Raw genomic sequence first — 24,211 nt, 5'->3', positions numbered from 1 at the left:
TTGATAGAGTCATAGCAGCTAATGTTGGTTAGAAGATGAAGTGGTAGTTTCTATCACTATCTGTTCTATGTCAGTCAGTACGATTGAGACTTTTGTAACCCAAGCTGCGATCGCATCACTCAATACTTATCAAAAACATCTGTCTCCTCGCAAGGGTTTTTCATGTCCCCATCGGTTACTCTATGGGGGTGAGTCTTGTTCTGATTATGTGAAGCGTTTACTGATTAACCAAAATTTGCTCACAGCTATACAAATGGCTCCCCAAAGATTCAAAGCGTGTAAATTATCTGCTCAGATACAAAGTCAACGTGCAGAAGGTGGATGTATCGTTATTCCCTGTTGTATACCGATTTAAGAGTGACAACCTGATGTGAATTTTTGCGTGTGGTACAAAATCATTTTTTATCGACCACCCTCTTGAAAAGCTTTGAAGTTCCCTCCGGGACGCTGCTTTGAAGGCGGGCTTTGCGCGGCTTCAAGGTAGAGTACGGAGGAAACCTCCGCACCCTTACCTTAAGCAACTCCGTGTCTACAAACTTTTCAAGAGATGCACACCGATTAGTACAGATGATACAGATGGATTTTCCGTAGGTGAATCGGTGTTATTTGGTATGTTATCGAATTTTTTAATTCACGTTATGGGTCACTTTATTTTGTGATCACTGATAACTGTTTACTGAGTTTACAGGTACAAAAGTGCCGTAAAATTATCCTCTATCTGGCATCTATCAACCTGTTAACGCCCATGCTCTGTGACTACCTAGTACAAATTCTGACTGCCCGCGTTTACGATGTTGCCCAAGAAACACCATTAGAATACGCTCCCAATTTGTCTGCACGGCTGAACAATAAGCTACTGCTAAAACGCGAAGATATGCAGTCAGTATTTTCCTTTAAGTTACGTGGCGCTTATAACAAGATGGCAAATCTGCCGCCGGATCTACTCGCCCAAGGTGTGATTGCTGCATCTGCGGGAAATCATGCTCAAGGGGTTGCTCTTGGTGCGCGAGAATTGGGAACACGAGCCATTATCGTTATGCCTGTAACCACACCCCAGGTAAAGATAGATGCAGTGAGGGCGCGTGGTGGTGAGGTAGTATTACACGGGGATACTTATGATGATGCTTATGCTTATGCTCGTCAGCTAGAAGCAGAAAAAGGCTTAACATTTATTCATCCTTTTGATGATCCCGATGTCATTGCTGGACAGGGAACTATTGGGATGGAGATTTTACGGCAATGTCAGCAACCGATTCATGCAATTTTTGTAGCAATTGGCGGGGGTGGATTGATTTCTGGAATTGCAGCTTATGTGAAACGGTTGCGTCCAGAGATAAAAATTATTGGTGTTGAGCCAGTAGATGCAGATGCAATGTATCAATCTTTGCGCGCGGGCAAACGAGTACGTTTGTCTCAAGTCGGCTTATTTGCTGACGGTGTAGCAGTGCGAGAAGTCGGAGAAGAAACGTTTCGGCTGTGTCAACAGTATGTGGATGACATTATTTTAGTTGATACAGATGGTACTTGTGCAGCAATAAAAGATGTATTTGAAGATACACGTTCTATTGTTGAACCTGCGGGGGCATTGGCAATCGCAGGTGCTAAAGCTTATGTAGAACGGGAACAAATCCAGGGACAGACATTAATTGCTGTTGCCTGTGGTGCGAATATGAACTTTGACCGCCTCCGCTTTGTTGCAGAACGAGCAGAATTGGGTGAACGCCGTGAAGCCATCTTTGCAGTGACAATTCCAGAGGAAGCGGGTAGTCTGCGTAAGTTTTGCCAATGCATGGGCAGACGCAATTTAACTGAGTTTAACTATCGCATTGCCGATCAAAAAGAAGCTCATATTTTTGTGGGTGTGCAAATCGAAAATCGTAGCGATCGCGCAAAGCTAGTTGCAACTTTTGAAAGCTGCGGGTTTAAAACAATCGACTTAACCGATGACGAACTAACAAAATTACACCTGCGCCATATGGTAGGTGGACACTCTCTCCTGGCTCACAATGAATTGCTTTATCGTTTCGAGTTTCCCGAACGCCCTGGTGCATTAATGAAGTTTGTAGATTCTATGAGTCCTAACTGGAATATTAGTATGTTCCACTACCGCAATAATGGAGCAGATTACGGCAGGATAGTGGTAGGGATACAGGTTCCTCCCCATGAGATGGAAGAGTGGCAGGCTTTTTTGGATACTCTCGGCTATCGTTACTGGGATGAAAATAAGAATCCAGCCTACAAGCTGTTTTTGGGGTAGAAAAACGGGCAGACAATAGCAGTTTGACACTGCGATCGCTCAAACGCTAAATTTACAACTTACACAAATCCCTGCCTAATTTTTGAGAGAACCAGTCCAAAAACTGCTGAAAATAGTCACTATTGAGTTTAGGGTATTCATGTTGGAAATGTTTTCCACTCATTAGTTCAATCGCACCATAAATCCAGAGATTTTCTCGTTCCTATTTCCTAGTTTCATAGTGTATAAATTTTGAGATATTTAATATGTATTCCCAACATTTTTTATAAAGATTGCTTGTATCTTTAGCTTTTCTTGATTTTGTAATTACGTAAGTATACCCTAGCTATTTCTGGTTTATAAATAGCAGTATTTAACTACTGTCTTTCCTTGGATAGCAAGGATTTGAGACTTACATTTTTACAATTTCAAAAGAAGCTAAGATATTATGCGTGCTAATTCCAGGGATAATACATTAAACAGCGCTAAAGCTTTAAATGTTACTTCAGATACCCAATCAATACAAGATTGGGTAGGTCGTTCCGATACAGTTGATTTTTATAGTTTTAATCTCAGTGGACGTAGTAGTTTTAATCTTTCTCTCAGTGGACTGACTGCTAACGCAGACGTACAGTTGATTAGGGATGCTAACTCTAATGGTCAGGTTGATACAAATGAAATAATTGCAGGTTCTTATCAGACTAGTAGAAAGTCTGAGTCGATCCAGACTACTTTGGATGGTGGTAATTATTTTATTAAAGTTTACTCAGCAAGTGGCAGTACTAACTATAAACTAGGAGTTTCTGCCAAATCAGAAGTGGTTACTCCACCTACTACTGCTGATTGGACTTTTATGGTTTACCTTGATGCTGATAACAATCTAGAAAACTATGGTATTCAAGACTTTCTAGAAATGGGTAAGGTTGGCTCCACAGCAAACGTCAATATTGTTGTACAGATGGATCGGATTTCTGGATACGACTCCAGATATGATAACTGGACAGATACTCGGCGAGGACTTGTCAGACAATGGGATAAGCCTGGTAGTAGCTGGGGAACAAGCATTGACGAAGCAAATATGGGCGCTCAAAGCACTCTTAGCGATTTTATAAACTGGTCGATGACCAACTACAAAGCCAATAACTACGCTCTGGTGCTATGGAATCACGGTGGTGGCTACGATGGCATATGCTGGGACGATAGTAATCAAAGTGACCGCCTAGAACTAAAGGAAATTAGCGCTGCTTTAGCTAATCTTTCTGACACAGTTGATGTAGTTGGTGCTGATGCTTGTCTGATGGGTATGACAGAGTTTGCTTATCAGATCAGAAATCATGCTTCGGTAATGGTAGCAGCAGAAGAATTAACACCCGGGCAAGGTTGGAACTACACCAGAGTACTATCTGATCTAACTGCAAATTCTAAGATGACAGCTGCTGAGTTTGGTAGTGCTATTGTCAAGGGCTTTGGAGATTATTACGGGCCTTTAGATACTGGCGTTCAGGAGACACTATCAGCTATTGATTTGGTTAAACTTAGGTCTAGTAATCCCAACAACTTATCTAATACCTTGAGTCAGTTTGCGACTATTTTCATGAATGTCTCTACATTGAGCGATCGCATGAAATTAGAGACATATCGTGCTAGTTCTGTGAATTTTGGTGACGGGTACTATCCTGAATATCGTGATTTAGGTTCGATTCTTGCTGGGGTGATAAATGACATAACTATGACTAGTATGATCCGTGATGCTGCTCTCATGGTTGTTGATGCTTACAATAGTCTAGTTATCAGCAATTATTCTGCCGATGAACGGGCTACTGGTTTGGCTATCAGTTTCCAAACACGAGGTAAGTCTGTTGACAGTTACTACAATAGTTCTAATCTCGATTTTGCCGCAGATACCACCTGGGATGAGTTTTTGCGTTGGTGGCAAACTGCGTAGTTAGGGGATCGGGGATCAGGATTGGGGACCAGGGAGACAAGGGGGAGTGTGAGGGGTCAATAATAATAAAACAACCAAATACTATTGTACAGACGCGAGGAACATCGCGTCTGTACCTACCAACCACCAATCACTACCTGACAGAAAATGCTTCGCTGAATCTGCGAGTTACAGGTTCTAAAATGAAAGTCAAAACTGACTTTTTACGGGTGACAATTTCACCATTGGCAGCCATACCAGGAGTGAAGGCTACTTCTTGACCCCGCACTATCAAGGAGTGTTTGTCTAGCTTGATTCTAGTGGGGAAAACTAAACCTAATTCTTTATCAATAATGGCGTTGGGACTGACTTGAAGAACTTCTCCATCGATAACGCCAAATTCCTGAAATGGGAAGGTTGCCATTTTAATTTTTGCTTTCATTCCTTCCCGAATAAAACCGATATCACGGTTGAGGACTTTGACTTCTAATAGCAATTCTTCTCCATCTGGCAGAATAGAAAGTAATTCTTCACCTGATTGTACAGGTCCTTTAGTAGCTTTGACTCTATAGACAGTTCCAGAGACTGGAGCTTCAATAGTTTCTAACTGTCGCTGCTTTTGGGCTTGATCCAGTTGACCTTGAACGTTGGTGAGTTCTTCTTTACGCTTATTTATTTGGGTCAAAATTTCACTTAAACGTTCTGAAGCCAAACGCTGTGCTTGAGTGCTAGCAGCTTGATAAGCTGCTTGAGCTTGGAGAATTTCTTGCTTTTGGGCATCAATATCTTTTTTTAGAGATATGACTTTATCTTGTGCCTCTGTGATTTTATTTTGAGCGTTGGTGACTTCATCATTGGCTCTAGTGATTTCTGCTTTGGCACGATTAAGTCTGTCTTGTGCTTCTAGGTAATCTATTCTAGGTATGGCACCAGAATTATCGAGAGTGCGTAACCCTTGTTCTCTTTTTTGAGCGATCGCCAAGTTGCTAACGACTTTTTCTCGGAGACTTTTGGCATTGACGAGGTTGGTTTTGGCGTTAGCAAGGCTTGTTTGGGCGTTAACTAAGTTATCCTGCAATCGGGTAAGGCGGACTTTTGCTTGTTCCATCAACGCCTTTTGACGATTTGCTTCTGCTTCTGCTGCTGCTTGACGTGCTTTGTAATCTTGTAGACGCGAAGTCAAAAGTTGATCTTGCAGTTGTGTACCTGTGGTTGTTACTCCTGTACGTTCTGCATCCAAACGTCGTAAGTCTTCTTTGATTAAATTGGCAGATTTGCTGAGGCGTACAACATCAGATTGTTGTAAATCTGGGTCACGTTCGATTAAAGTCTGACCTTTATTAACGCGATCGCCTTCTTTAACTTTCACAGCTAAAATTGAACCATTTCCTAGAGATGTAATCGGTCGTACTTGACTAGAAGCAATTAACTCTCCGCTTGCTGTCGCCACTTCATCTACCTGGGAAAAATGCGCCCATGTGATCGCCCCAAACACGATTACACTAATTGTTCCTGCTAATAATCTTGTATACAAAGGCGGTAATTCTTGCACCGCCTTACCCAATTCATAAGAAAGTTGTTCGTCTGGTTTGGCAAATCTTTGTTTTGTTTGACGTGCTTGAGCAGCATTTGCAGCTAGGGAGTATCTCATAAAAGTTTGTTGGTGGTTATTAGTTAGAAGTTAGTGGGTACAGACGCGAGGAACATCGCGTCTGTACATTAGAAGTTAGTGGGTAGAGACGCGAGAAACATCGCGTCTGTACATTAGTAGTTAGTAGTTGATTAGTTTACCCACTAACTACTATCCACTAACCACTAACCACTAACCAATTTAAACTGCTAAATAACGCCGTAAAAAATGTTCTAGTGTTTCCAACTCAAAACCAAAAATCGTTTCTAAGTTGGCAATTTCTTCAGTTGTACAGAAAAATTCGTTTGCCAGCAATGTGCGGAAGGTTCCCAAATTTTTTTGTACTTGAGGATTAATAAAACCCAACACACCACGCAATCCATCAATCATAAATAGTGGCGGATTAATTATAATTGGCTCTTTGTTAAAGATGCGACCGAAAATTCTGGGAATATCTTCTCGTAATAAAATTTCTGGCCCTCCAACAGGTAAAATTTGATTGCGAGCGCCTGCAACTGTCACAGAATCGACTACCATCCTTGCTAAATCGTCTGTACTCACAATTGAAGTCCGGTTTTTAGGGTCGCCAATTAGCAAGTACACCCCTGTTTCTCGAAATCGCTCTGCCAATGGCAGCAAGTTAGATGCTAATCCAGCTGGTCGTAAAATAGTGTAATTTAAGCCACTGCTTTCTAAATATCTTTCTACTGCTCGTTTTGCTTTGAACACCGGCGCATCTTCATATCCCCGGTCAGTTCCTAGTACAGAAATTAATACAAAATGTTGCACTCCATTTACTTTTGCTTGGTCAATGAGTTCTATATTGGCGCGGTAGTCCAAAGCTATGGGATTGCCATCAGAACCATGAGTGCTGATAATGTACTGAACACCTTGACAAGCTTTGTGAATATCTTTTTGTTGTTCTAAATCACCAATAAAAATTTCAGCACCCCGATGTTCTAACTCTCCATAACGCGAAGTGAGACGAACAAATGCTCTGACTGACATTTCGCGATCGCGCAGAATTCGCACGACACGACGACCAATTCCTCCTGAAGCTCCTGTAACTAGAAACATAGTGATTTTGGATTGGGTGTAGGGGATTGGGGATCAGGGATTGGGGATTGGGAAGTACTAAAATTTTGTGTCCTCCTTGTCCTCCTTGCCTTACTTATCCCCTATCCCCGCTTCCTTGTATTTTAAACTTCCAAAATTACAGAAGGTAAACTCAACTGTCCTAGCGAAATTTTCCCTTTGCCTTTATTCTTCATTGATAGTAAAAAGCGACTACCCCAATGGTTTCTTGTCTTTGGTATTGCTTGTGGGGGGTGTTTCTTGCAAAAACCTCGGTATCTAGCAGCGCACTCCTGTTATGTTCTCCCGAGTATGGCATCACATTTAATTTTTGATGACGCTCACCTTCCCTCTATTTTTCAATAAACCTCATCATGAGTGCCAATATCAATTAGCACGATCATATCTTCATCCTCATCAAGATTTGGCTGAAATGTGTAGATAATACGGCCATCATACTCGACCCAACATGCCCACAAACCCTCTAAATTACCTTTTAACTTATGTGATTTTGAAGTAGGTGCAAATGGATCAGCTACCAGTAATTCCAAAACCTCAAAAATTGTTTCTTCTAAGTATGAATTTTTACGAATAACTCGTTTAAAAGCATACTTGAAGCTACTATCCCCAACAAGAACCCTCATTCTTCACTTAACAAATCAGCCCGCAGACTCTCAAGAGTACCACGCTTGGCTGTACCTGTTCTAATTGCTTCTAGCGTTTGTGCAGCATTTCGTAAACCTTGCTCTTTGCTCGAAAGAGCCTCTACATATTCAATGACTGTCTGAAAAGATACAGGTTTGCTCATCGACAGTGTTGATATCTTTTGAAAATTCGATGTTTTTTCATCTTATATCATTTCTCTATAACAATGGGCTTAATTAGTCCATAATCCACTTCATGTCTAAAATTCTAGAATTACAGGAGCATGATCGCTAGGTTGGACTAACTTTCTAGGCATGATATCAATAGTGCAACTTTTGGCGCGTTCATACAAATTGGGTGTAAGATAGTGATGGTCAATTCGCCAACCTAAGTTACGACGAAACGATGCGGCGCGGTAATCCCACCAGCTATAATACCCACCTTCCGATGTGAATTTGCGAAAAGCATCAGCAAATCCCAGTGTCAAGATATCTCGCAGAGCTTGGCGCTCTGGTTCAGATGCCATAATATGATTTTCTGGATTTACTTTTTCGTGGATATCTTTATTTTCCAAGGCAATATTAAAGTCACCACACATACAAATATTGGGTGTGGATACTAGCAGAGTTTGTAAATACTCTCGCAACATTGCCAACCAGCGTAGTTTATATACATACTTTTCGCTACCGACTGCCGAGCCATTTGGTACGTAAAGATTTACTATTCTTATGCCATTTATGACACCCGTAATTACTCGCTTTTGCTCGTTAAATTCTGGTGGTATTTCTGGCAATATTGTTGTAAAATTGGTACTGATATCTTGTAGAGGTTGTTGGCTAATAATGGCAACACCGTTGTAAGATTTTTGCCCTGATAAATAAAGATGGTAGCCTAATTCTGCAAAAGGCGATCGCGGAAAATGCTCATCAATAACCTTAGTTTCTTGCATACACAATACATCAATTGGATTTTGAATTAACCAATCAACAACGTGCTGCAAGCGAGTGCGGATAGAGTTTACATTCCAAGTAGCTATTTTCATTTGTCAATTGTCATTAGTCATTTATTACTCGCTGCGTCTCCGCATCCCCTCCATATTCCTCTATTTCCTTTAAATATTTCTCCTCATACTCCTTTAACCCCTCCTTTTACCTATTGCTTAAATTGATCTCTTTATTGAAAAGAGTGTTTTTCACTACAAAACCCTTTATTATCTATGATCCCCAAGATAGATGCAAGCAAAGTATTACTAGTTTTAAATTGATCAGCATAGTTACCTGATTGCTTATGCTGATGTTCTGCAATGGCTCATACATTGTGATCAACATCATCAAAATATTAAGAATATATTAAAAGCTTTTTCTCTAAGCTTTTTATGTTCTGTTATCTGCCTTTTGCACTAGCAGGCGATCGCAAAGTTCGGTTAATCGAGCTTGCACTCTTAATAGTCATTCAGGTTAATGTTAAAGTCAGATAGTTAGGTAAAAATGCTCTACCTAATTGTGTGGAAGTCCTATTAGTTAAGGACGATATTATTTGCTGAACCAAAACAACTTATGAAAATCGCTCAAGTTGCCCCCTTGTGGGAACGAGTTCCACCTCCAACTTACGGAGGAATTGAACTAGTAGTGAGTCGCTTAACCGATGAATTAGTTCGTCGTGGTCATGAGGTCACTCTGTTCGCTTCTGGAGATTCGCAGACTTTGGCTAAGCTAGAAGCAGTTTATCCCCGTGCGCTGCGCTTAGACCCCAATGTCAAGGAGTACACAGCGTATGAAATGCTTGAACTCAGCCAAGTTTACCAACAGGCAGTGGAATTCGATTTAATCCATTCCCATGTAGGGATTTCGGCTTTAGCTTTAGCGAGTTTAGTACAAACACCTACAGTGCATACTCTGCATGGTAGTTTCACAGAAGATAATCGCAACATTTATAGCCATCACCAAAAGCAATCATACATCAGTATTAGCGACGCGCAGAGACAGATAAACCTGAATTACGTTGGCACAGTTTACAACGGAATTGATACAAACGATTACCCTTTTGTAGGCAAACCCAATGATCCGCCATATTTGGCATTCCTGGGACGCTTTTCCCCAGAAAAAGGTCCACAACATGCCATCGCTATTGCCAAACAAACTGGTTGGCAATTGAAAATGGCTGGAAAAGTAGATGCAGTAGATTCAGAATTTTTTGAAAAAGAAATTGCCCCCCAAATTGATGGTCGGCAAATTCAGTTTCTTGGAGAAATAAATCACGCCGAGAAAGCAGAACTTTTTGGTAATGCTGCAATCACTCTGTTCCCCATAACCTGGCAAGAACCTTTTGGTTTGGTAATGATTGAATCAATGGCAACTGGTACACCAGTCATTGCGATGAATTTGGGTTCTGTACCAGAAGTGATTGCCCACGGTGTAACAGGTTTTGTCTGTCAGAGTTTTGAAGAAATGGCAGCAATGATTCCTAAAGCATTGGAATTAAATCGTCGTACCTGCCGAGAATATGTAGAAAACAAATTTAGTGTTACCCAAATGGTAAATGGGTACGAAGCGGTTTATAAACAAATTATCACAAGCCGCGCTAATTTAAATGGGCGAATTCATTCTGCAAAAATCCTGTTTTAAACAAGTTTTTCTAACAACATTTTATAATCAACAATTTTTTAAGGAGGACATTAGTATGAGCATGAGAAGCAACACATGTCCATGTTGCGGAGATTCTCTGTTGCGTCATGTCCGTCATGGTGAACTTTACTGGTTTTGTCAGACATGTCGGCAAGAAGTACCACTGTTAAGTACTAATATCACTCGTCTCTCAAGTGTAGTGGAAAAGAGAGTTGTTGCTAAAGACTAGGGAATGAGGGATCGGGGGTGATTGAAAGGTGTGAGGAGTATGAGGAGTGTGTAGACGCACCTTCTTCGGCTTAAGGTAAGGGTGGAGTAGTAACCATTAAGTAACAATCAAATAGTAAGGATAATTTGAGGTGTAGTTGATATGTATAATTATCCTCATGACTATCCTTACACAAACAGATCACCTAATTATTCGTACTTGGGTTCCCAAACAAGATGCTGAGCAAGCATTTCAAATTTACGGTGATCCTGAAGTTACACGCTTTTTACTCACCAAAGTCGATAATCTTGAGAGTTCAAGAAATTTACTGCAACGGTGGGTGACAAACTTTGCCCAACTCAATAATGGTACTGGTTTATGGGCGATCGCTCTTAAAAATAACAAAGAAATTGTTGGAACTATTATTTTGATCCAACTACGAGATGAGGAAGAAAACTTAACCCAAAATTACGAGATTGGCTGGCATTTGAAGAAATCTGCTTGGGGTAAAGGATATGCGACTGAAGCAGCAAAAGCAATTTTGGACTACGGATTTAACACTTTAAAGCTACCTGTAATTTATGCGATTGCGCGTTCTGAGAATGTCAGATCACTCCGCGTCATTCACAGATTAGGTATGGTTCCTATGGGACGCACAAATCGTTACTATAAAATGGAACTGGAAATGTTCAAGTTAGAAGCACCTAAAGAGCAGATAGATGAATAGGTGCTTCTTCTATTTTTCAGCATCAATGATGAAGTTTTAAACTCTGATGTTTTGATTGCAAATGAGAAGTTTCTCGTTTTAACCTAAAAGTTTCTCGTCTGAAGTGAGAAATTTCTCGTTTCAACCGAGAAGTTTTTTGTTTTAAGTAAGAAGTTTCTCGTCTGAAGTGAGAAATATTTGGTTTCAACCGAGAATTTTCTCGTTTCAAGTGAGAAATTTTATGTTCTGAACTTGGATGCTGAACCTCAAAGCTTGAAAAGTGAACTTCTGAGGTTTGATGCTGGTGTTGCAGAGACGATCACACCTACTCTATCTATGCTTATTTTCAATTTTAAAAATAGACACCCATCCTCAATTCCTTTTCCCTTTTCCCTTTAACCTATAGACTGCTGCTGTGCTATCTGCCTAACTGCTTCAATCTCAACTTCTAACTGTTGAGCTATTTCTTCGATACTTACTCCCGCTTTTAGCAACAGGGGAACAGCAGCTAATTTACCTTCTTTGACTCCTTGTTGTAGTCCTTGTTGTAGTCCTTGTTGTAGTCCTTGTTGTAGTCCTTCTTCCAATGCTTCTTGGTAAACTCTAGTTTGTTTTAGTTCGCTCAATTTCAGCATATCTTCCACCTCTTGGCGGCTTAATTGGGGAAATTTGTAGACTATGATTGTCTCGATTAAATCTATTATCGCTCTTACAGATAAACGATCTGCTCTTTGTTGCCTTGCTTGTGCAATGAGTTCTCTAGCATAGTTAGCGGCATTTTCTTCTGGTTCTACTACTAACTTCACAACGCCAATACCTAAAGACCTGTTAGCTGAGGTTTCGAGTTCATCAAGATAGACACACTGCACTTTTGAACTTTCTAGCAAAACCTGATAAAGTCTGTTTTCATCTGGTTCCAGGTTGCGTTTGGGGTAAATAATCACAGCGTACCAGTCATAGGTAGCTGGATTTTGGTCTAAATACAGAAATAGTTCCGCAAATACCCGATGATAGAGAAATTGATCTTTTGAAACTGTACCTCACACAAATATACTGTTTGATCAGTGTTGTCTTCTGGTGGTAGAAATATGCCATCAATACGAAAAGCGGTTTGTTTAATTTCTACCGACCGAAACTGATAATCTTGACTATTGCTGGGAGAGTGTCCAATCAACTCAAAGAAAATACTGGGAAATTCTGCGAATAGGTGGTAAAAATACTGTCTGTTTTCACTTTTGCTGTTGCTGCAAAATTACATCTTTGCATACTATGCTCTCAATCTACAATGCGATCGCACTACTCAAACTCAACACGTAATGCGATCGCAACTTTGTTATTTACTTGCTTTTTTTCTTGAGAGCCAACAACATCTCCATACGAGTGGTAGATTTGTCTGGACTAGTAGTAGTCATACCAACACCATGAATAGAATTAATAATGGCACTGGCTTCCAGTGGTAGAGATTGATTTTGGGTTGCAAAACGATTGATCAAGGATGCGGTTTTGTCCATATCCAGGTAGAAGTAACCGCCATTTGGTTTCTGTAAAGAACCTGTAACTGTTTTGAAGTTTTCGCTGTCGTTGAGAGACTTACCATTAGAAGTAGTGATCGCGTCGGCTATTGGCCCACCAAGAGCGACAAAAACGGTATCTTGATCTAACCAACCATGCGTGATTAAAGATCCTTGTCCTGGAATTTGCCATTCTGTAATATTCTTACCAGCAATATTTCTTTGGGCGATGTTAACTTGCTGTGTTTTGGCTAAAGTATCCAATTTCGTAAAGGTGGTTTCGGCTGTTTTGCGATCACTTGTGTGAAATATAAAAGCTCCTCCAAAACCAACCTGCGCTAAAATCCCTTGATTAGATGGAATAGCCGCAGCACTAAATTCCCCATCCATCCAACCAAAAATTTCTTTATCCAAATCGATATTGGCTAATTTTACTTGTGATCGTGCTTGTTCAAGTACTTGTTTAAACTCCGGATAATCTTTGGACTGTTCCACAAACGCTGACCACCAACTACTAATACCCTGTCCACTCACCATAGCAATCGTATCAGCAGGTAATTGTGAGACAACTTTACCAGCAGAATTTTGATACTGAAATTTAACTAGTTCTGGGTCTAAGTTAGCGATCGCTTTCATCCGCACTCCCGCGTCATCAATCCCCACACCCATCACCATCGATTTCAGTTGCTTTAACTGTGCTAAAGTCTGCGGTGGTAATTGCTGCTGCACTTGCGGATTTAAATTAATTAATTGCTGTACCATTCCTGCATAGTCAGGCACATAAATTTGTGCAACAGTATTTTCTACTACATCTTTACTTAGAATGCTGTTTGTTCCTTCTTTGCTAGCAAAGGAAGGCTGTCCTTTAAAAGTGTCTATTGCTTGTTCTACAGTTTGCTTTTCGGGAGCAAACACCAGATGATTATTCAATACAGCAGTATATGTGGGTTGACCTTTACCTAAAGTTTCTGTAATTTTTAGACCTTTGTAGTCGATTTCCTTAGTGATGACACCTTTTTGACCTTTCAATTTGTTGGCAAAATTCAAAGCATTGATTTTATCCTTGATTCCCACTACCATCAGCACATTTGGCTCCTGTGTTGTTACTGCTGGCAAATTGGGATTTGCTGAAGGCAATTTTAACTGGGCAGGCTTTGCTGAAGTTGGTGGTAACATGGCAATCATGACACCACCAACCCAAGGTTTTAAGTCTTTTTCGTAAGAAATATTACTATCAGTTAATACATTTTGATTAAAGTCCTCCAGACCTTTTGCTACTAACTTTTGCGCTTCTGGAGTTCCAAATTGCTCTAACTTCGCCCATACTTTGGGGTCTGTAGAAATATAAGTTGCCACAAATGCTTCATCTGGCACAACTTTAGCACTACCAGCAGCACCGGAAATATCTCCAGAAGGCCCACCCTTAAAATACATGTAAGCAGCTACGCTTCCTGCTATAACTCCAGCAACGCCAATAGCAGGTATTAGGATTTTGATTTTAGACATGGTTATTGTTTATTTTTCTTAAATTGTCATCAATTTTGATACAAGCGTCACTGTGGAGTTTTCGTAAATTACACAAAGGCGGCGGGAAAGCTTGCTCCTTCAAGGGTGGGATGAACTGTCGCCCGCCGCCTTTTAGTAATAGGTAATGGAATGGATAATGCGCTAATTACCTATTACCCATTACCACGAAATCCCATACCTTAAAGGAGTGGGATGAGCTTAAATAATATTAACCAAATCTTCTTTGCATATTTTTTACTCTGCCCAATACTTAGCCCGTGCTACAGCCTTTTGCCAAGTCGTAAAATTGACTATTGCATATTCACTTCCATCACTAGGCCAGAAGTAACGATCAATTTGCCTTTGTTGCAAGAGTTCCGGATAACTCTTCCAAAATCCCACCGCTAAACCAGCCGCAAAAGCAATACCTTGAACTGTGATATCACGGATAACGGGACGTTCCACCGCTATACCTAACAAATCAGCCTGGAATTGCATGAGAAAATTATTCTCACACGCACCACCATCTACTGTTAATTTTTGTAGTGGTATGCTGCAAGATGTACTGATTGCTTGGACTACTTCTTTAACTTGGTAGGCGATCGCTTCCAACACAGCCCTAACTAAATGCTGCGGTTGCACGGCGGCGGTAATACCAAAAAAAGCCCCCCTAGCACTCATATCCCAGTGGGGTGCGCCCAGTCCGCTAAAGGCAGGTACAAAATATACACCACCGTTATCTGTTATTTGATTGGCGATCGCTTCTGTCTCCGCAGCAGTTTTAATTAATTTGATGCCATCCCGCAGCCATTGGATACATGCCCCAGCCGTAAACATACTTCCTTCGAGGGCGTAACCCACATCTAAAATACCATTGCGAATTTGCGTCCATGCTACTGTGGAAATTAGTTGATTTTGAGAACGAATGATTTCAGAGCCAGTGTGAGCAACTAAAAAGCTACCCGTGCCGTAAGTACATTTCATTAAACCAGGGCGATCGCATCCATGACCAAATAAAGCTGCTTGTTGATCGCCCAAAACAGCAGTAATGGGAATTTCTGCACCTAGTAAAGTGGCATCTGTAACACTAAATTTTCCGAAACTAGGTAGTATTTCTGGCAAGATATGAGCGGGAATTTGAAATAATTCCAGTAAAGTTTCATCCCATTTACAGCTTGTCAAGTTCATCAGCATTGTACGGCTGGCGTTACTGTGGTCAGTAGCGTGAACTTTACCGCCTGTGAGTTTCCAGAGAATCCAAGTATCAATTGTGCCAGCTAAAACATTTTTGAGATCTACATCTGTAACATGATCTAGCAACCACCTCAGCTTTGTAGCTGAAAAATAAGCATCAATGACTAAACCAGTACGATCATAAATTTCTTGGGCGTAACCTTGGACTTGTAATTGATTACACAAAGAAGCAGTGCGGCGATCTTGCCAAACTATCGCTCGATGCAGGGGTTTTCCAGTAGTTTTATCCCAAATTAAACACGTTTCACGCTGTACAGTTAACCCGATGGCCACAATGTCGCTAGGAATAATTTTGGCATTAGCGATCGCAGTTTGTACTACCGTGCAAGTATCTTGCCAGATTTCCTCTGCATCGTGTTCTAACCATCCCGGCTGAGGATAATACTGTGTTAATTCCTGATATGCTTGTCCGACAATTTTACCAACAGCATCAAACACAAAAGCGCGGTTGCCAGTCGTACCTAAATCTAATGCCAAAATATAACTCATGTTGAGGCTCCCGCTACCTAATTCATTCTTTGTGCTTGTTGCAACAATTGCTCGGCTTTGTTTGCCCATTCAGGATTATTCTGAGCTTTGTACAAATCTCTAGCAAATTGTAATACTTGTACTGCATCTGCGTATTGCTGCAATTGGATAAAAGCTAATCCTGCACCGTAATAAGCATTGGGATAATTAGAGTTAGCTTCAGCAGATTTTCTAAAGGCTTCTAGGGCATCTTTTGCTTTGCCTTGACCATATAAAACTGAACCAAGACTATAATAAGCTTCTGGATACTTGGGATTGATTTGTATTGCTTTGCGAAAGGCATCTGTGGCTTTATCGAGTTTGTTTTGTTGCAGATAGCATATGCCTAGATGATAGGCTGGTTCTGGTGCATTTTTGCTGTATTCCATCGCTTTTTTAAAGGATGCGATCGCCTTATCCCAATTTTGCTGCTGTTCTCTCACTAATCCTAAATTGTAATGAGCCACACCCAATTTGGGATCAAGTTCTATTGCTTTTTGTAAATAATCATTTGCCTGCTGTAAATTATTGCCTTCTAACAACGCGCCGCCCAAATTCGCATAAGCTAAAGCAAACTGGGGATCGGCTTGGGTGGCTCGATAAAATGCATCCGCAGCAGGTTGTAATTGTCCAGCTTGCCGCAGTGCTAAACCTAAATTGTAATGTGCTGGTGCGAGGCTGGGATCTAATTGGGCAGCTTGGCGAAAAGAAGCGATCGCATCTTGGATTCTCCCTGTCTGCACAGCCTGTAATCCCTGATTTAAATAGTCTGTGGCGTTGCTAGGAGCATTCTGCGCTAACAAAGAGGGAGGAAAAGGAAGACTTGGGGAAGGCAAGAGAATGATTCCACTTATAAATATGAAACTCGCCCATGTCTGGAGGCGATATTTATAGAGTTTAACTGGCATATACTTTAACTATCTCGTAACTGTTATTTAGTTACGTTTTATTAACAAATATTTGGTTAATTTTGCAATCTTTTTACTAAACTTTAATTTTATATAACTAAATTTGTAGATTTTAATTTTTAGTGACCAAAATCTTACAACAAAATACGATTGTTTGCCGGTTGGTTAAAGGCGAGTTAATGTCAATTTAAAGGCGAGATAATTTCCTAAATAACGGTTTTGAACTCTTCATAACTCAACTATAAGGCGGTTATGGACATAAGACCGCAAAGGAGTTTTTATGAACGAAAAAGTGAAATCGGGTTCGCGAAATGTAGCAATTGTCGGCCCTTATTTGAGTGGGAAAACAACTTTACTAGAAAGCTTGTTATTTGTAACAGGTGCTATTTCTCGCAAAGGCAGCGTTAAGGATGGTAACACAGTCGGCGATAGCTCTCAAGAAGCACGCGATCGCCAAATGAGCGTAGAAGTCAGCAGTGCTAGCACTGAATATAATGACACTCGCTTCACCTTTATTGACTGCCCTGGCAGTGTAGAATTTGCTCAAGAAACTTACAACGCCCTAATTGGAGTTGATGCGGCAATTGTAGTTTGCGAACCCATCAATGATCGCGTCCTCACCCTTGCTCCTCTATTTAAATTCCTGGATGACTGGGAAATTCCCCACCTAGTCTTTGTCAACAAAATGGATCGGGCGAATATCCACGTTTTGGAAACATTACACGCCCTTAAAGCCGTTTCTAGTCGTCCCCTTGTCGCGCACCAATACCCAATTCTGGGAGGGGAACAACTCATCGGTTTTATTGACTTGGTTACTGAACAAGCGTACCATTACCATTCCGGCGCGCCTGCTGACCCAGTTCCATTTCCTGAAGAACTAAAAGAAGAAGAACACATTGCACGGGCAGAAATGCTCGAAGCTTTAGCAAATTTTGACGACCACTTACTAGAAGAACTTTTAGAAGACATTGAACCGCCCCAAGAGGAAATCCTCAAAGATTTAAAAATGGAATTAGGGGCGGATTTAGTAGTACCAGTATTTTTTGGTGTTGCTGAACAAGATTATGGAGTTCGACCCCTACTAGAAGCCTTAGTGCGAGAAGCACCTGAACCCGAAACTACAGCCGAACGCCGCTTAAGTAAACAAAAAGACGGCGCTACCATAGCCCAAGTGTTAAAGACCTATTACACTCCTCAAGGCGGAAAACTTTCCCTAGTGCGGGTTTGGCAAGGTAAATTAACCGATGGTATAGTCCTCAACGGTGTCCGCGCTGGTGGTATTTATCGTCTGATGGGACAACAGCTACAACAAGTCAATCAAGTTGGGGCTGGAGAAATTGTCGCTTTAAGCCGGATGGAGGGTATCAAGACAGGAGATACAATTTCCAACAATACTGTTAAGGAATTACCCAAAACTGAACAACTAGAACCAGTTTATGCCCTCGCCATTATTCCCGAAAAGCGCAACGATGAAGTAAAGCTAAGTGGTGCGATCACCAAATTGTTAGAAGAAGACCCTTCTCTTGCTTGGGAACAACACGGTGACACCCACGAAGTTATCCTTTGGGGTCAAGGCGAAATTCATTTACAAGTGGCACTAGACCGCCTGCGTCGCAAGTATAATTTGCCGATGACAACCCACTTGCCACAAATACCTTACAAAGAAACTATCCGCAAACCAGCTTCATCAGTTCACGGGCGCTACAAGCACCAAAGTGGTGGTCACGGTCAGTTTGGCGATGTTTATCTCGACATCCAACCCTTAGGACGAGGTGAAGGTTTTAACTTCAAGGAAACCATTGTTGGTGGCGTGGTTCCCAAACAGTATATTCCCGGTGTAGAAATGGGTGTACGGGAATTTTTAGCACACGGGCCCTTGGGTTTCCCAGTTGTAGATGTGGCGGTAACTTTAACTAACGGTTCCTACCACACCGTCGATAGTTCCGAACAAGCATTTAAGCAAGCTGCCCGTGTAGCAATGCAAACCGGAATCTCCCAGTGTCAACCCACCCTCCTAGAACCAATTTTGCGGGTGCAAGTTACAACTCCCAGCGAATTCACCTCCAAAGTCATGCAACTAGTGACTGGTAGACGGGGGCAGATTTTAGGTTACGAAGCCATTCATGATTGGCAAGGTTGGGATAGTATTACAGCTTACTTGCCCCAAGCCGAGATGCATAACTTTATTGTAGAGTTGCGATCGCAAACTCTCGGGGTTGGTTCTTTCCACTGGGAATTTGACCATCTCCAAGAAGTTCCCGATAAACTGGCTGAACGGATTCTGACTACTAACGGTGGTAATGGAGGTAATGGTAACAATAAATAGTTTAGGTTTTTCAGACTGATAAATTTAAGGACACCCATAATGGGTGTCCTTGATTTTGTTTTTCATTCCAGTGATCGCATCCTACTTTGAACATCCACGTTCTTTATCTAAATTAATCTAGAGCTTTAACCATCCAAACAATAGGTTTACAGTTAATTGCAAGTTCCCAAATCAATCAGGAACTGGTAATATTTCTTGTTCTTCTTGGAAAATTTCTGGTTGTTGTCCTAGTGGGTAAATCAAAAGCGATCGCTCATCTGGATCGATCAACCAACCCATGCGACAGCCCTGTTTGAGACAATGTAAAATATTACCAATCACTTTTGTCGGACTTTGGTCTGGTGATAAAATTTCGATAGTCCAGTCTAGAGCTGCTTGAAAAACATTCGCTACATCTCCATTTTCATCTTTTGGAATTCGCTCCCAAGCAAAAACTGCTACATCTGAAACAATTGAACGTCCACCAAATGTACATCGCAACTCTGGAAAAGCAAGAGCAATTTTCTTTGGCTTGACTACGGCATTCATAGAACTAACTAATTCACCTTGAAGAATACTATGCTTTCCTTGTGGCATTGGTTTTTGAATTATTTGTCCATTAATATATTCACTAGCTGGTTTAGTTTCTGGTAACTTGAGAAACTCTTCCAAAGTTAGGGTTTTCGTTGTTAGCTGTACCATATGTCTTAGTTTCCCAAATCTTTAGTTATTAAACTATCCCAAATAAGCTTTTTTGACTCGCTCATCAGTAATTAATTGGGTAGCTGCACCTGTAAGAGTAATACAACCAGCTTCTAAAACATATCCCCGATCTGCAATCTGTAATGCTAAATTGGCATTTTGTTCAACTAATAAAATAGTCACGCCTGTGGCACGTAAATTATCAATAATACTAAATATTTCCCTAACTATTGTCGGTGCTAAACCTAAACTTGGTTCATCTAATAATAAAAGTTTTGGTCTACTCATCAAAGCACGGGCGATCGCTAACATTTGTTGTTCACCGCCACTAAGGGTTCCTGCTAGTTGATTGCGTCTTTGTGCTAAACGTGGAAATAGTCCAAATTGATGCTGAATATCGTTTTTTATCTCTGCTTGCTGAGAACGAATATACGCACCTAAAAGCAAATTATCGTAAACAGTTTGTCTCGTTAATACTCTACGTCCTTCTGGACAATGGGCAATACCCAATTGTACAACTTCATGAGATTGGCGACGGGTTATATTGCGGCCACTATAAATAATTTCACCACTTTTAGGACTGATAATTTTAGATATAGCCCGAAGAGTAGTAGTTTTGCCTGCACCGTTAGCACCTATGAGAGTGACTACTTCACCATTATTGACAACTAAATTAATATTTTGCAGTGCTTGAATACCACCATAATTAATATATAGGTTTTTTATTTCCAGAACTGGGTAGCTTTTCTGATTCTCTGTGTTCATCGGTGTGTATCTGTGGTTGATTAAAGATTCAGGATGTTTTCTTAGTTTCTGATATTGAGTTCGGTTAATCACTTATAATCAAGAACCTCACCCCGCCTTCGGCACCCCTCTCCTTAATAAGGAGAGGGGCTAGGGGTGAGGTTAGACGGAAATTATTAGTAATCATGCGAACTTAAATATTAGTGATTAATAAAGAATTTGAATAAAACACAAAGACACCAAGACACAAAGATCATATAAATTAATCATTTCCTAAATACGCTTCTATTACTGCTGGATTATTTTTAACCACAGTTGGTTCTCCTAAAGCAATTAATTGACCAAAATCTAAAACAGCAATGCGATCGCACAACCCCATGACTAAGGGTACGTGGTGTTCAATTAAAATAATTGTCAAATCAAAGCGATCGCATAGATTGCGAATAAACTCACTCAGTTGTTGCTTCTCACTGGGGTTCATGCCGGCGGCGGGTTCGTCAAGGAGCAAAATTTGTGGTTCTAGGGCTAAAGCACGAGCAATTTCTAGCCGACGCTGATCACCATAGGCAAAATTTTTAGCTTTTTCTTCTGCACGATGTTGCAAACCCACTAGTTCTAGTAATTCTAAAGCTTTCTGCTTACTTTTACGTTCTTCTGTAGATGCTGGTGGTACTCCTATTACACCTGTAAGTATATTGCTGTGAATATGCAAATGTCGGGCAATAATTACATTTTCCAGTGCTGAAAGTTCACCAAATAAGCGAATATTTTGAAAAGTTCGAGCAATACCTAAAGCGGCAATTTGGTGGGGGCGTAATTGAGAAATTTCTTGATGATGATAAGTTAATTGTCCACTTGAAGGTGGAATTAAGCCTGTAATTAAATTAAACAATGTCGTTTTACCAGCACCATTGGGACCGATTAATCCAAATATTTCATGTTTTTTAACTGTAAATGATACATTATTTACTGCCACTAAACCACCAAAGCGGCGAGTCAAGTCTTTTGCTTCTAAAATAATGTCATTGGTCATTTGTTATTTGTCATTTATACTAAATATAGATTTTAGTCAATAATTTGTTGAGTTGTTCCTCGTTCCCTTTTAATTTGGCTTTTGGCTCTTATCTCTTATTTTCGCAAATTTACGTCTTTTAAAAATATCTGGGGTGACAAGTCCTTGGGGGAAAAAGATGGTTCCCAGAACTATTAGTAAACCAAAAATAATTAATCTACCATCTCTTAAAAATTGCGCTAGCCAAGTTGGTAAACCACCTGTATCTGCAATGCTTCTTAAAACTTCTGGTAGGGCTGTAAATAACATGCCTCCTACTACTGCGCCTAAAAAAGTTCTCGAACCACCAATTAAGACAAAAGTTAAATAAATAATACTGGCATCAAATGTACCTTGGCGGGCATTCCAGGTATTGAGAAAATGAGCGCTAATTGCACCAACTACTCCAGCCAAAATTGCCCCAAGTGTAAAAGCTAAAACTTTATAGTAGGTGGGGTTAATTCCCATTGCACTTGCTGCTAATTCATCTTCACGAATCGCAGTTAAAGCCCTACCTACACGAATACGTTCTAAACGGTAAATTAACACCATACTAATGATTAATAATGGTAGGGCAATCCACAAATATTCAATAGGTGTTTGGAAAGGTTGGGGAATACCAAAAATTCCCACAGCACCACCTGTAATATCTAAATTAAGGGAAAGAACCCGCAAAACTTCTACAAAAGCAATAGTGGCGATCGCTAAATAAATTCCCCGCAACCGCAAAGCAGGAATTCCTACCGCTATCCCCAGTAATCCTGAAACTACTCCAGCAATTAACATTTCCAACAACAATAATGAAATCGGAAAAAGATTACCGCTAGAAGTAAAAACTGTTGTGGAAAGAATCGCTGCTATATATCCACCCAAAGCATAAAATCCAGGACTAGCTAAAGACAATTGTCCAGCCATTAATGGTAAATACAGCGATAGTCCTAGCAGCGCCCCCAAAACCATAGAAACAATTAAAGCACCATAGGTAGCAATAAAATCAGCCATTTGTCAATAGTCATTTGTCATTGGTCATTGGTCATTTGTCATTGGCAAGAGACTTGTTAAAAAATTCTCCCTTGTCTTGTTTGTCCTCCTTATCCTCCTTATCCTCCTTGTCCCCGATCCCTTAATACGATGTTCCATATTTGTGAGCAAAAATTTTAGATTTACCATCATGACTAGCTTTGGTAATTAAATCATCATCAGGATAAATCACTTCATCATTGGGGGTGCGATCGCCTACTTCTAAATAAAGTGCGATCATTGACGTACGCCAAATCTCTCTGTATCCATCCGTGTTCATCTGTGTGCATCGGTGTTCGATTTTAAAAACATATCGTAAAGGCTAACATCTAAATAGCTAACAAAAATTCCCACCTAGCCACCAATAGAAAAACTGTGTGTCCATCCGTGTTCCATGAGTGTATCCTGCCTTAAGCCTATGAGCGCGTCTACATCTGTGTTCGATTTCTTCGTACTTGTTTTCATACATCCTCTTTAACAGTGATCAGTGATCAGTTTCATTACTGGGTATAAGTCCTCCAGTAATTGGTGTCAGGCGTTGGTGATCCGATCTGTCACCCCACTATATCCCTTTTAAACCTTCTGAATAACTTGCCGTCCCAACAAACCCTGTGGCCGAACTAAGAGCATAATAAACAAAATGCTAAAGGCAACAGCATCTTTATAGCCAGAGTATTCTGCTGGGACAAACGCTTCTACTAAGCCAATAACCAAACCCCCTAAGACTGCACCGGGAATACTCCCTAAACCACCCAAGACAATTACCGCTAAACCCCGCAATCCAAAACCAATGCCGAAGTAAGGCCCGGCTATACTTACACTAGAGGCAACTAAAGTTCCCGCCACTCCTGCTAAGAAACTGCTGATAAAAAATGTCAAAATAATAAAGCGATCGCAGTTGATTCCTAATAAACTGGCTGTAGTTGCATCTTCTGCGATCGCCTGCATTGCCTTACCGTATTTTGTGCGACTAATAAAATAACTCAGGATAGCGACAAATACCATTGAAACTACAAAAATCACCACCTGCACAGTGCGGATGGGAATAGGGTTTGCTTCTGTACCAAAGTTAATTGCAGGTGGTAGATTTCCATAGGTATTCGCTGGGTAAGTGTAACTTTCTGCACCAACTAGATACTGGATTAAATTGACAATTACCACTGCCACACCTAAGCTAGAAACAACGGTTAAAAGAGGATCGGAACCCCTTTGGCGCAAGGGTAAAAAGGCAACGCGTTCTACCATTACTCCTACTAATCCCGCTAAGATACTTCCCAAAATTAAAGCTAAAGCAAAAGGCAATTGTACAGGTAAGGCTGCATTTGCTAGCAAACCATTAAATCCAAATCTGCCACCAACCAGTGCATAGGTGAAATATGCACCCAGTGTAAAAATTGCACCATGAGCTAAATTAATAATGCCTAAAATTGAGTAAACCAGGGTATATCCTAAAGCAAAAATGGCGTAGACACTGCCAATAGATAACCCGTTTAAAAACTGTTGTAAAAATAGAGTGATATCCATTGGAAGTTATAGGTAAGAGACTAGGAATTCACCACATAAAGTATGTGGTGTTTGTAATTACTTTTAATTAACGAACACCTATGTAGACGTACTTTGCGCGGCTTAGATGCAAGTAGACAGATGCACACCGAT

At 40.6% G+C, this 24,211-nt stretch carries 20 protein-coding genes and 2 pseudogenes; 7 read left to right on the top strand and 15 right to left on the bottom strand.

Going from position 1 to position 24,211, the window contains the following annotated elements; genetic code table 11:
- Positions 1-40 precede the first annotated feature (40 nt).
- From yidD to RS893_RS10200, 3 genes are all read left to right on the top strand, one after another.
- Positions 41-355, top strand: a complete 315-nt coding sequence (gene yidD / locus RS893_RS10210) for a membrane protein insertion efficiency factor YidD (protein ID WP_396336438.1) — start codon at positions 41-43, stop codon at positions 353-355.
- A gap of 390 nt (positions 356-745) precedes the next feature.
- Positions 746-2,257, top strand: coding sequence for a threonine ammonia-lyase, biosynthetic (gene ilvA / locus RS893_RS10205; RefSeq protein ID WP_315791930.1), 1,512 nt, complete (start codon positions 746-748; stop codon positions 2,255-2,257).
- Positions 2,258-2,684: 427 nt separating this feature from the next.
- Positions 2,685-4,181: a clostripain-related cysteine peptidase gene (locus RS893_RS10200; protein ID WP_315791070.1), complete on the top strand. Its 1,497-nt coding sequence runs from the start codon at positions 2,685-2,687 to the stop codon at positions 4,179-4,181.
- A gap of 133 nt (positions 4,182-4,314) precedes the next feature.
- Here the strand turns inward: RS893_RS10200 and RS893_RS10195 are convergent, their stop codons facing one another.
- From RS893_RS10195 to xth, 5 genes are all read right to left on the bottom strand, one after another.
- Positions 4,315-5,811 carry an HlyD family efflux transporter periplasmic adaptor subunit gene (locus tag RS893_RS10195; protein ID WP_315791069.1) on the bottom strand — a complete coding sequence of 499 codons (1,497 nt, stop codon included), beginning with the start codon at positions 5,809-5,811 and terminating at the stop codon, positions 4,315-4,317.
- 180 nt (positions 5,812-5,991) lie between these two features.
- Complete coding sequence (locus RS893_RS10190; RefSeq protein ID WP_315791068.1) at positions 5,992-6,867, bottom strand: SDR family oxidoreductase; 876 nt, start codon at positions 6,865-6,867, stop codon at positions 5,992-5,994.
- A gap of 356 nt (positions 6,868-7,223) precedes the next feature.
- The gene (locus RS893_RS10185) at positions 7,224-7,508 is read right to left on the bottom strand and encodes a type II toxin-antitoxin system mRNA interferase toxin, RelE/StbE family (protein WP_315791067.1); all 285 of its coding nucleotides are present in this window, start codon (positions 7,506-7,508) and stop codon (positions 7,224-7,226) included.
- Positions 7,505-7,672, bottom strand: coding sequence for a hypothetical protein (locus RS893_RS10180; protein ID WP_315791066.1), 168 nt, complete (start codon positions 7,670-7,672; stop codon positions 7,505-7,507). Before RS893_RS10180 ends, RS893_RS10185 begins: the two co-directional genes overlap by 4 nt.
- A 96-nt stretch (positions 7,673-7,768) precedes the next feature.
- Positions 7,769-8,551, bottom strand: coding sequence for an exodeoxyribonuclease III (xth, locus tag RS893_RS10175; protein WP_315791065.1), 783 nt, complete (start codon positions 8,549-8,551; stop codon positions 7,769-7,771).
- Between the two features lie 514 nt (positions 8,552-9,065).
- On the opposite strand from xth, the gene RS893_RS10170 reads away from it, so the two are divergent.
- From RS893_RS10170 to RS893_RS10160, 3 genes are all read left to right on the top strand, one after another.
- On the top strand, positions 9,066-10,133 hold the full coding sequence (locus RS893_RS10170) for a glycosyltransferase family 4 protein (RefSeq protein WP_315791064.1): 1,068 nt from the start codon (positions 9,066-9,068) through the stop codon (positions 10,131-10,133).
- 61 nt (positions 10,134-10,194) lie between these two features.
- The gene (locus RS893_RS10165; RefSeq protein WP_315792153.1) at positions 10,195-10,362 is read left to right on the top strand and encodes a hypothetical protein; all 168 of its coding nucleotides are present in this window, start codon (positions 10,195-10,197) and stop codon (positions 10,360-10,362) included.
- Between the two features lie 157 nt (positions 10,363-10,519).
- Complete coding sequence (locus RS893_RS10160; RefSeq protein ID WP_315791063.1) at positions 10,520-11,068, top strand: GNAT family N-acetyltransferase; 549 nt, start codon at positions 10,520-10,522, stop codon at positions 11,066-11,068.
- A gap of 374 nt (positions 11,069-11,442) precedes the next feature.
- Here the strand turns inward: RS893_RS10160 and RS893_RS10155 are convergent.
- From RS893_RS10155 to RS893_RS10140, 4 genes and pseudogenes are all read right to left on the bottom strand, one after another.
- Positions 11,443-12,280 (bottom strand): annotated as a pseudogene (locus RS893_RS10155) (Rpn family recombination-promoting nuclease/putative transposase).
- 104 nt (positions 12,281-12,384) lie between these two features.
- Positions 12,385-14,064: a DUF3352 domain-containing protein gene (locus RS893_RS10150; protein ID WP_396336437.1), complete on the bottom strand. Its 1,680-nt coding sequence runs from the start codon at positions 14,062-14,064 to the stop codon at positions 12,385-12,387.
- A gap of 255 nt (positions 14,065-14,319) precedes the next feature.
- Positions 14,320-15,807: a glycerol kinase GlpK gene (glpK, locus tag RS893_RS10145; RefSeq protein WP_315791928.1), complete on the bottom strand. Its 1,488-nt coding sequence runs from the start codon at positions 15,805-15,807 to the stop codon at positions 14,320-14,322.
- 17 nt (positions 15,808-15,824) lie between these two features.
- Positions 15,825-16,733: a tetratricopeptide repeat protein gene (locus RS893_RS10140; protein ID WP_315791062.1), complete on the bottom strand. Its 909-nt coding sequence runs from the start codon at positions 16,731-16,733 to the stop codon at positions 15,825-15,827.
- A 280-nt stretch (positions 16,734-17,013) separates the two neighbouring features.
- Between RS893_RS10140 and RS893_RS10135 the strand changes: the two genes are divergently transcribed.
- Positions 17,014-19,059, top strand: a complete 2,046-nt coding sequence (locus RS893_RS10135) for an elongation factor G (protein WP_315791061.1) — start codon at positions 17,014-17,016, stop codon at positions 19,057-19,059.
- Between the two features lie 171 nt (positions 19,060-19,230).
- On the opposite strand, the gene RS893_RS10130 is transcribed toward RS893_RS10135, so the two are convergent.
- From RS893_RS10130 to RS893_RS10105, 6 genes and pseudogenes are all read right to left on the bottom strand, one after another.
- Positions 19,231-19,740, bottom strand: coding sequence for a Uma2 family endonuclease (locus tag RS893_RS10130; protein ID WP_315791060.1), 510 nt, complete (start codon positions 19,738-19,740; stop codon positions 19,231-19,233).
- Between the two features lie 33 nt (positions 19,741-19,773).
- Entirely contained in the window at positions 19,774-20,505 is a 732-nt protein-coding gene (locus tag RS893_RS10125) for an ABC transporter ATP-binding protein (RefSeq protein WP_315791059.1), read from the bottom strand.
- Positions 20,506-20,746: 241 nt separating this feature from the next.
- Positions 20,747-21,517 (bottom strand): ABC transporter ATP-binding protein, encoded by a 771-nt coding sequence (locus tag RS893_RS10120; RefSeq protein WP_315791058.1) that lies wholly within the window; start codon positions 21,515-21,517, stop codon positions 20,747-20,749.
- Between the two features lie 69 nt (positions 21,518-21,586).
- Entirely contained in the window at positions 21,587-22,537 is a 951-nt protein-coding gene (locus RS893_RS10115) for a branched-chain amino acid ABC transporter permease (protein ID WP_315791057.1), read from the bottom strand.
- Between the two features lie 121 nt (positions 22,538-22,658).
- Positions 22,659-22,808: pseudogene (locus tag RS893_RS10110) on the bottom strand (cupin); the annotation flags it as partial.
- A 320-nt stretch (positions 22,809-23,128) separates the two neighbouring features.
- Positions 23,129-24,079: a branched-chain amino acid ABC transporter permease gene (locus tag RS893_RS10105; RefSeq protein ID WP_315791055.1), complete on the bottom strand. Its 951-nt coding sequence runs from the start codon at positions 24,077-24,079 to the stop codon at positions 23,129-23,131.
- Between the last annotated feature and the right edge of the window lie 132 nt (positions 24,080-24,211).

Origin of the sequence: Fischerella sp. JS2, from assembly GCF_032393985.1 — a bacterium.
Classification (GTDB): domain Bacteria; phylum Cyanobacteriota; class Cyanobacteriia; order Cyanobacteriales; family Nostocaceae; genus Fischerella.
Note: the sequence above shows the minus strand (reverse complement) of the source record. Positions and strands in the feature narration are given on the sequence as shown.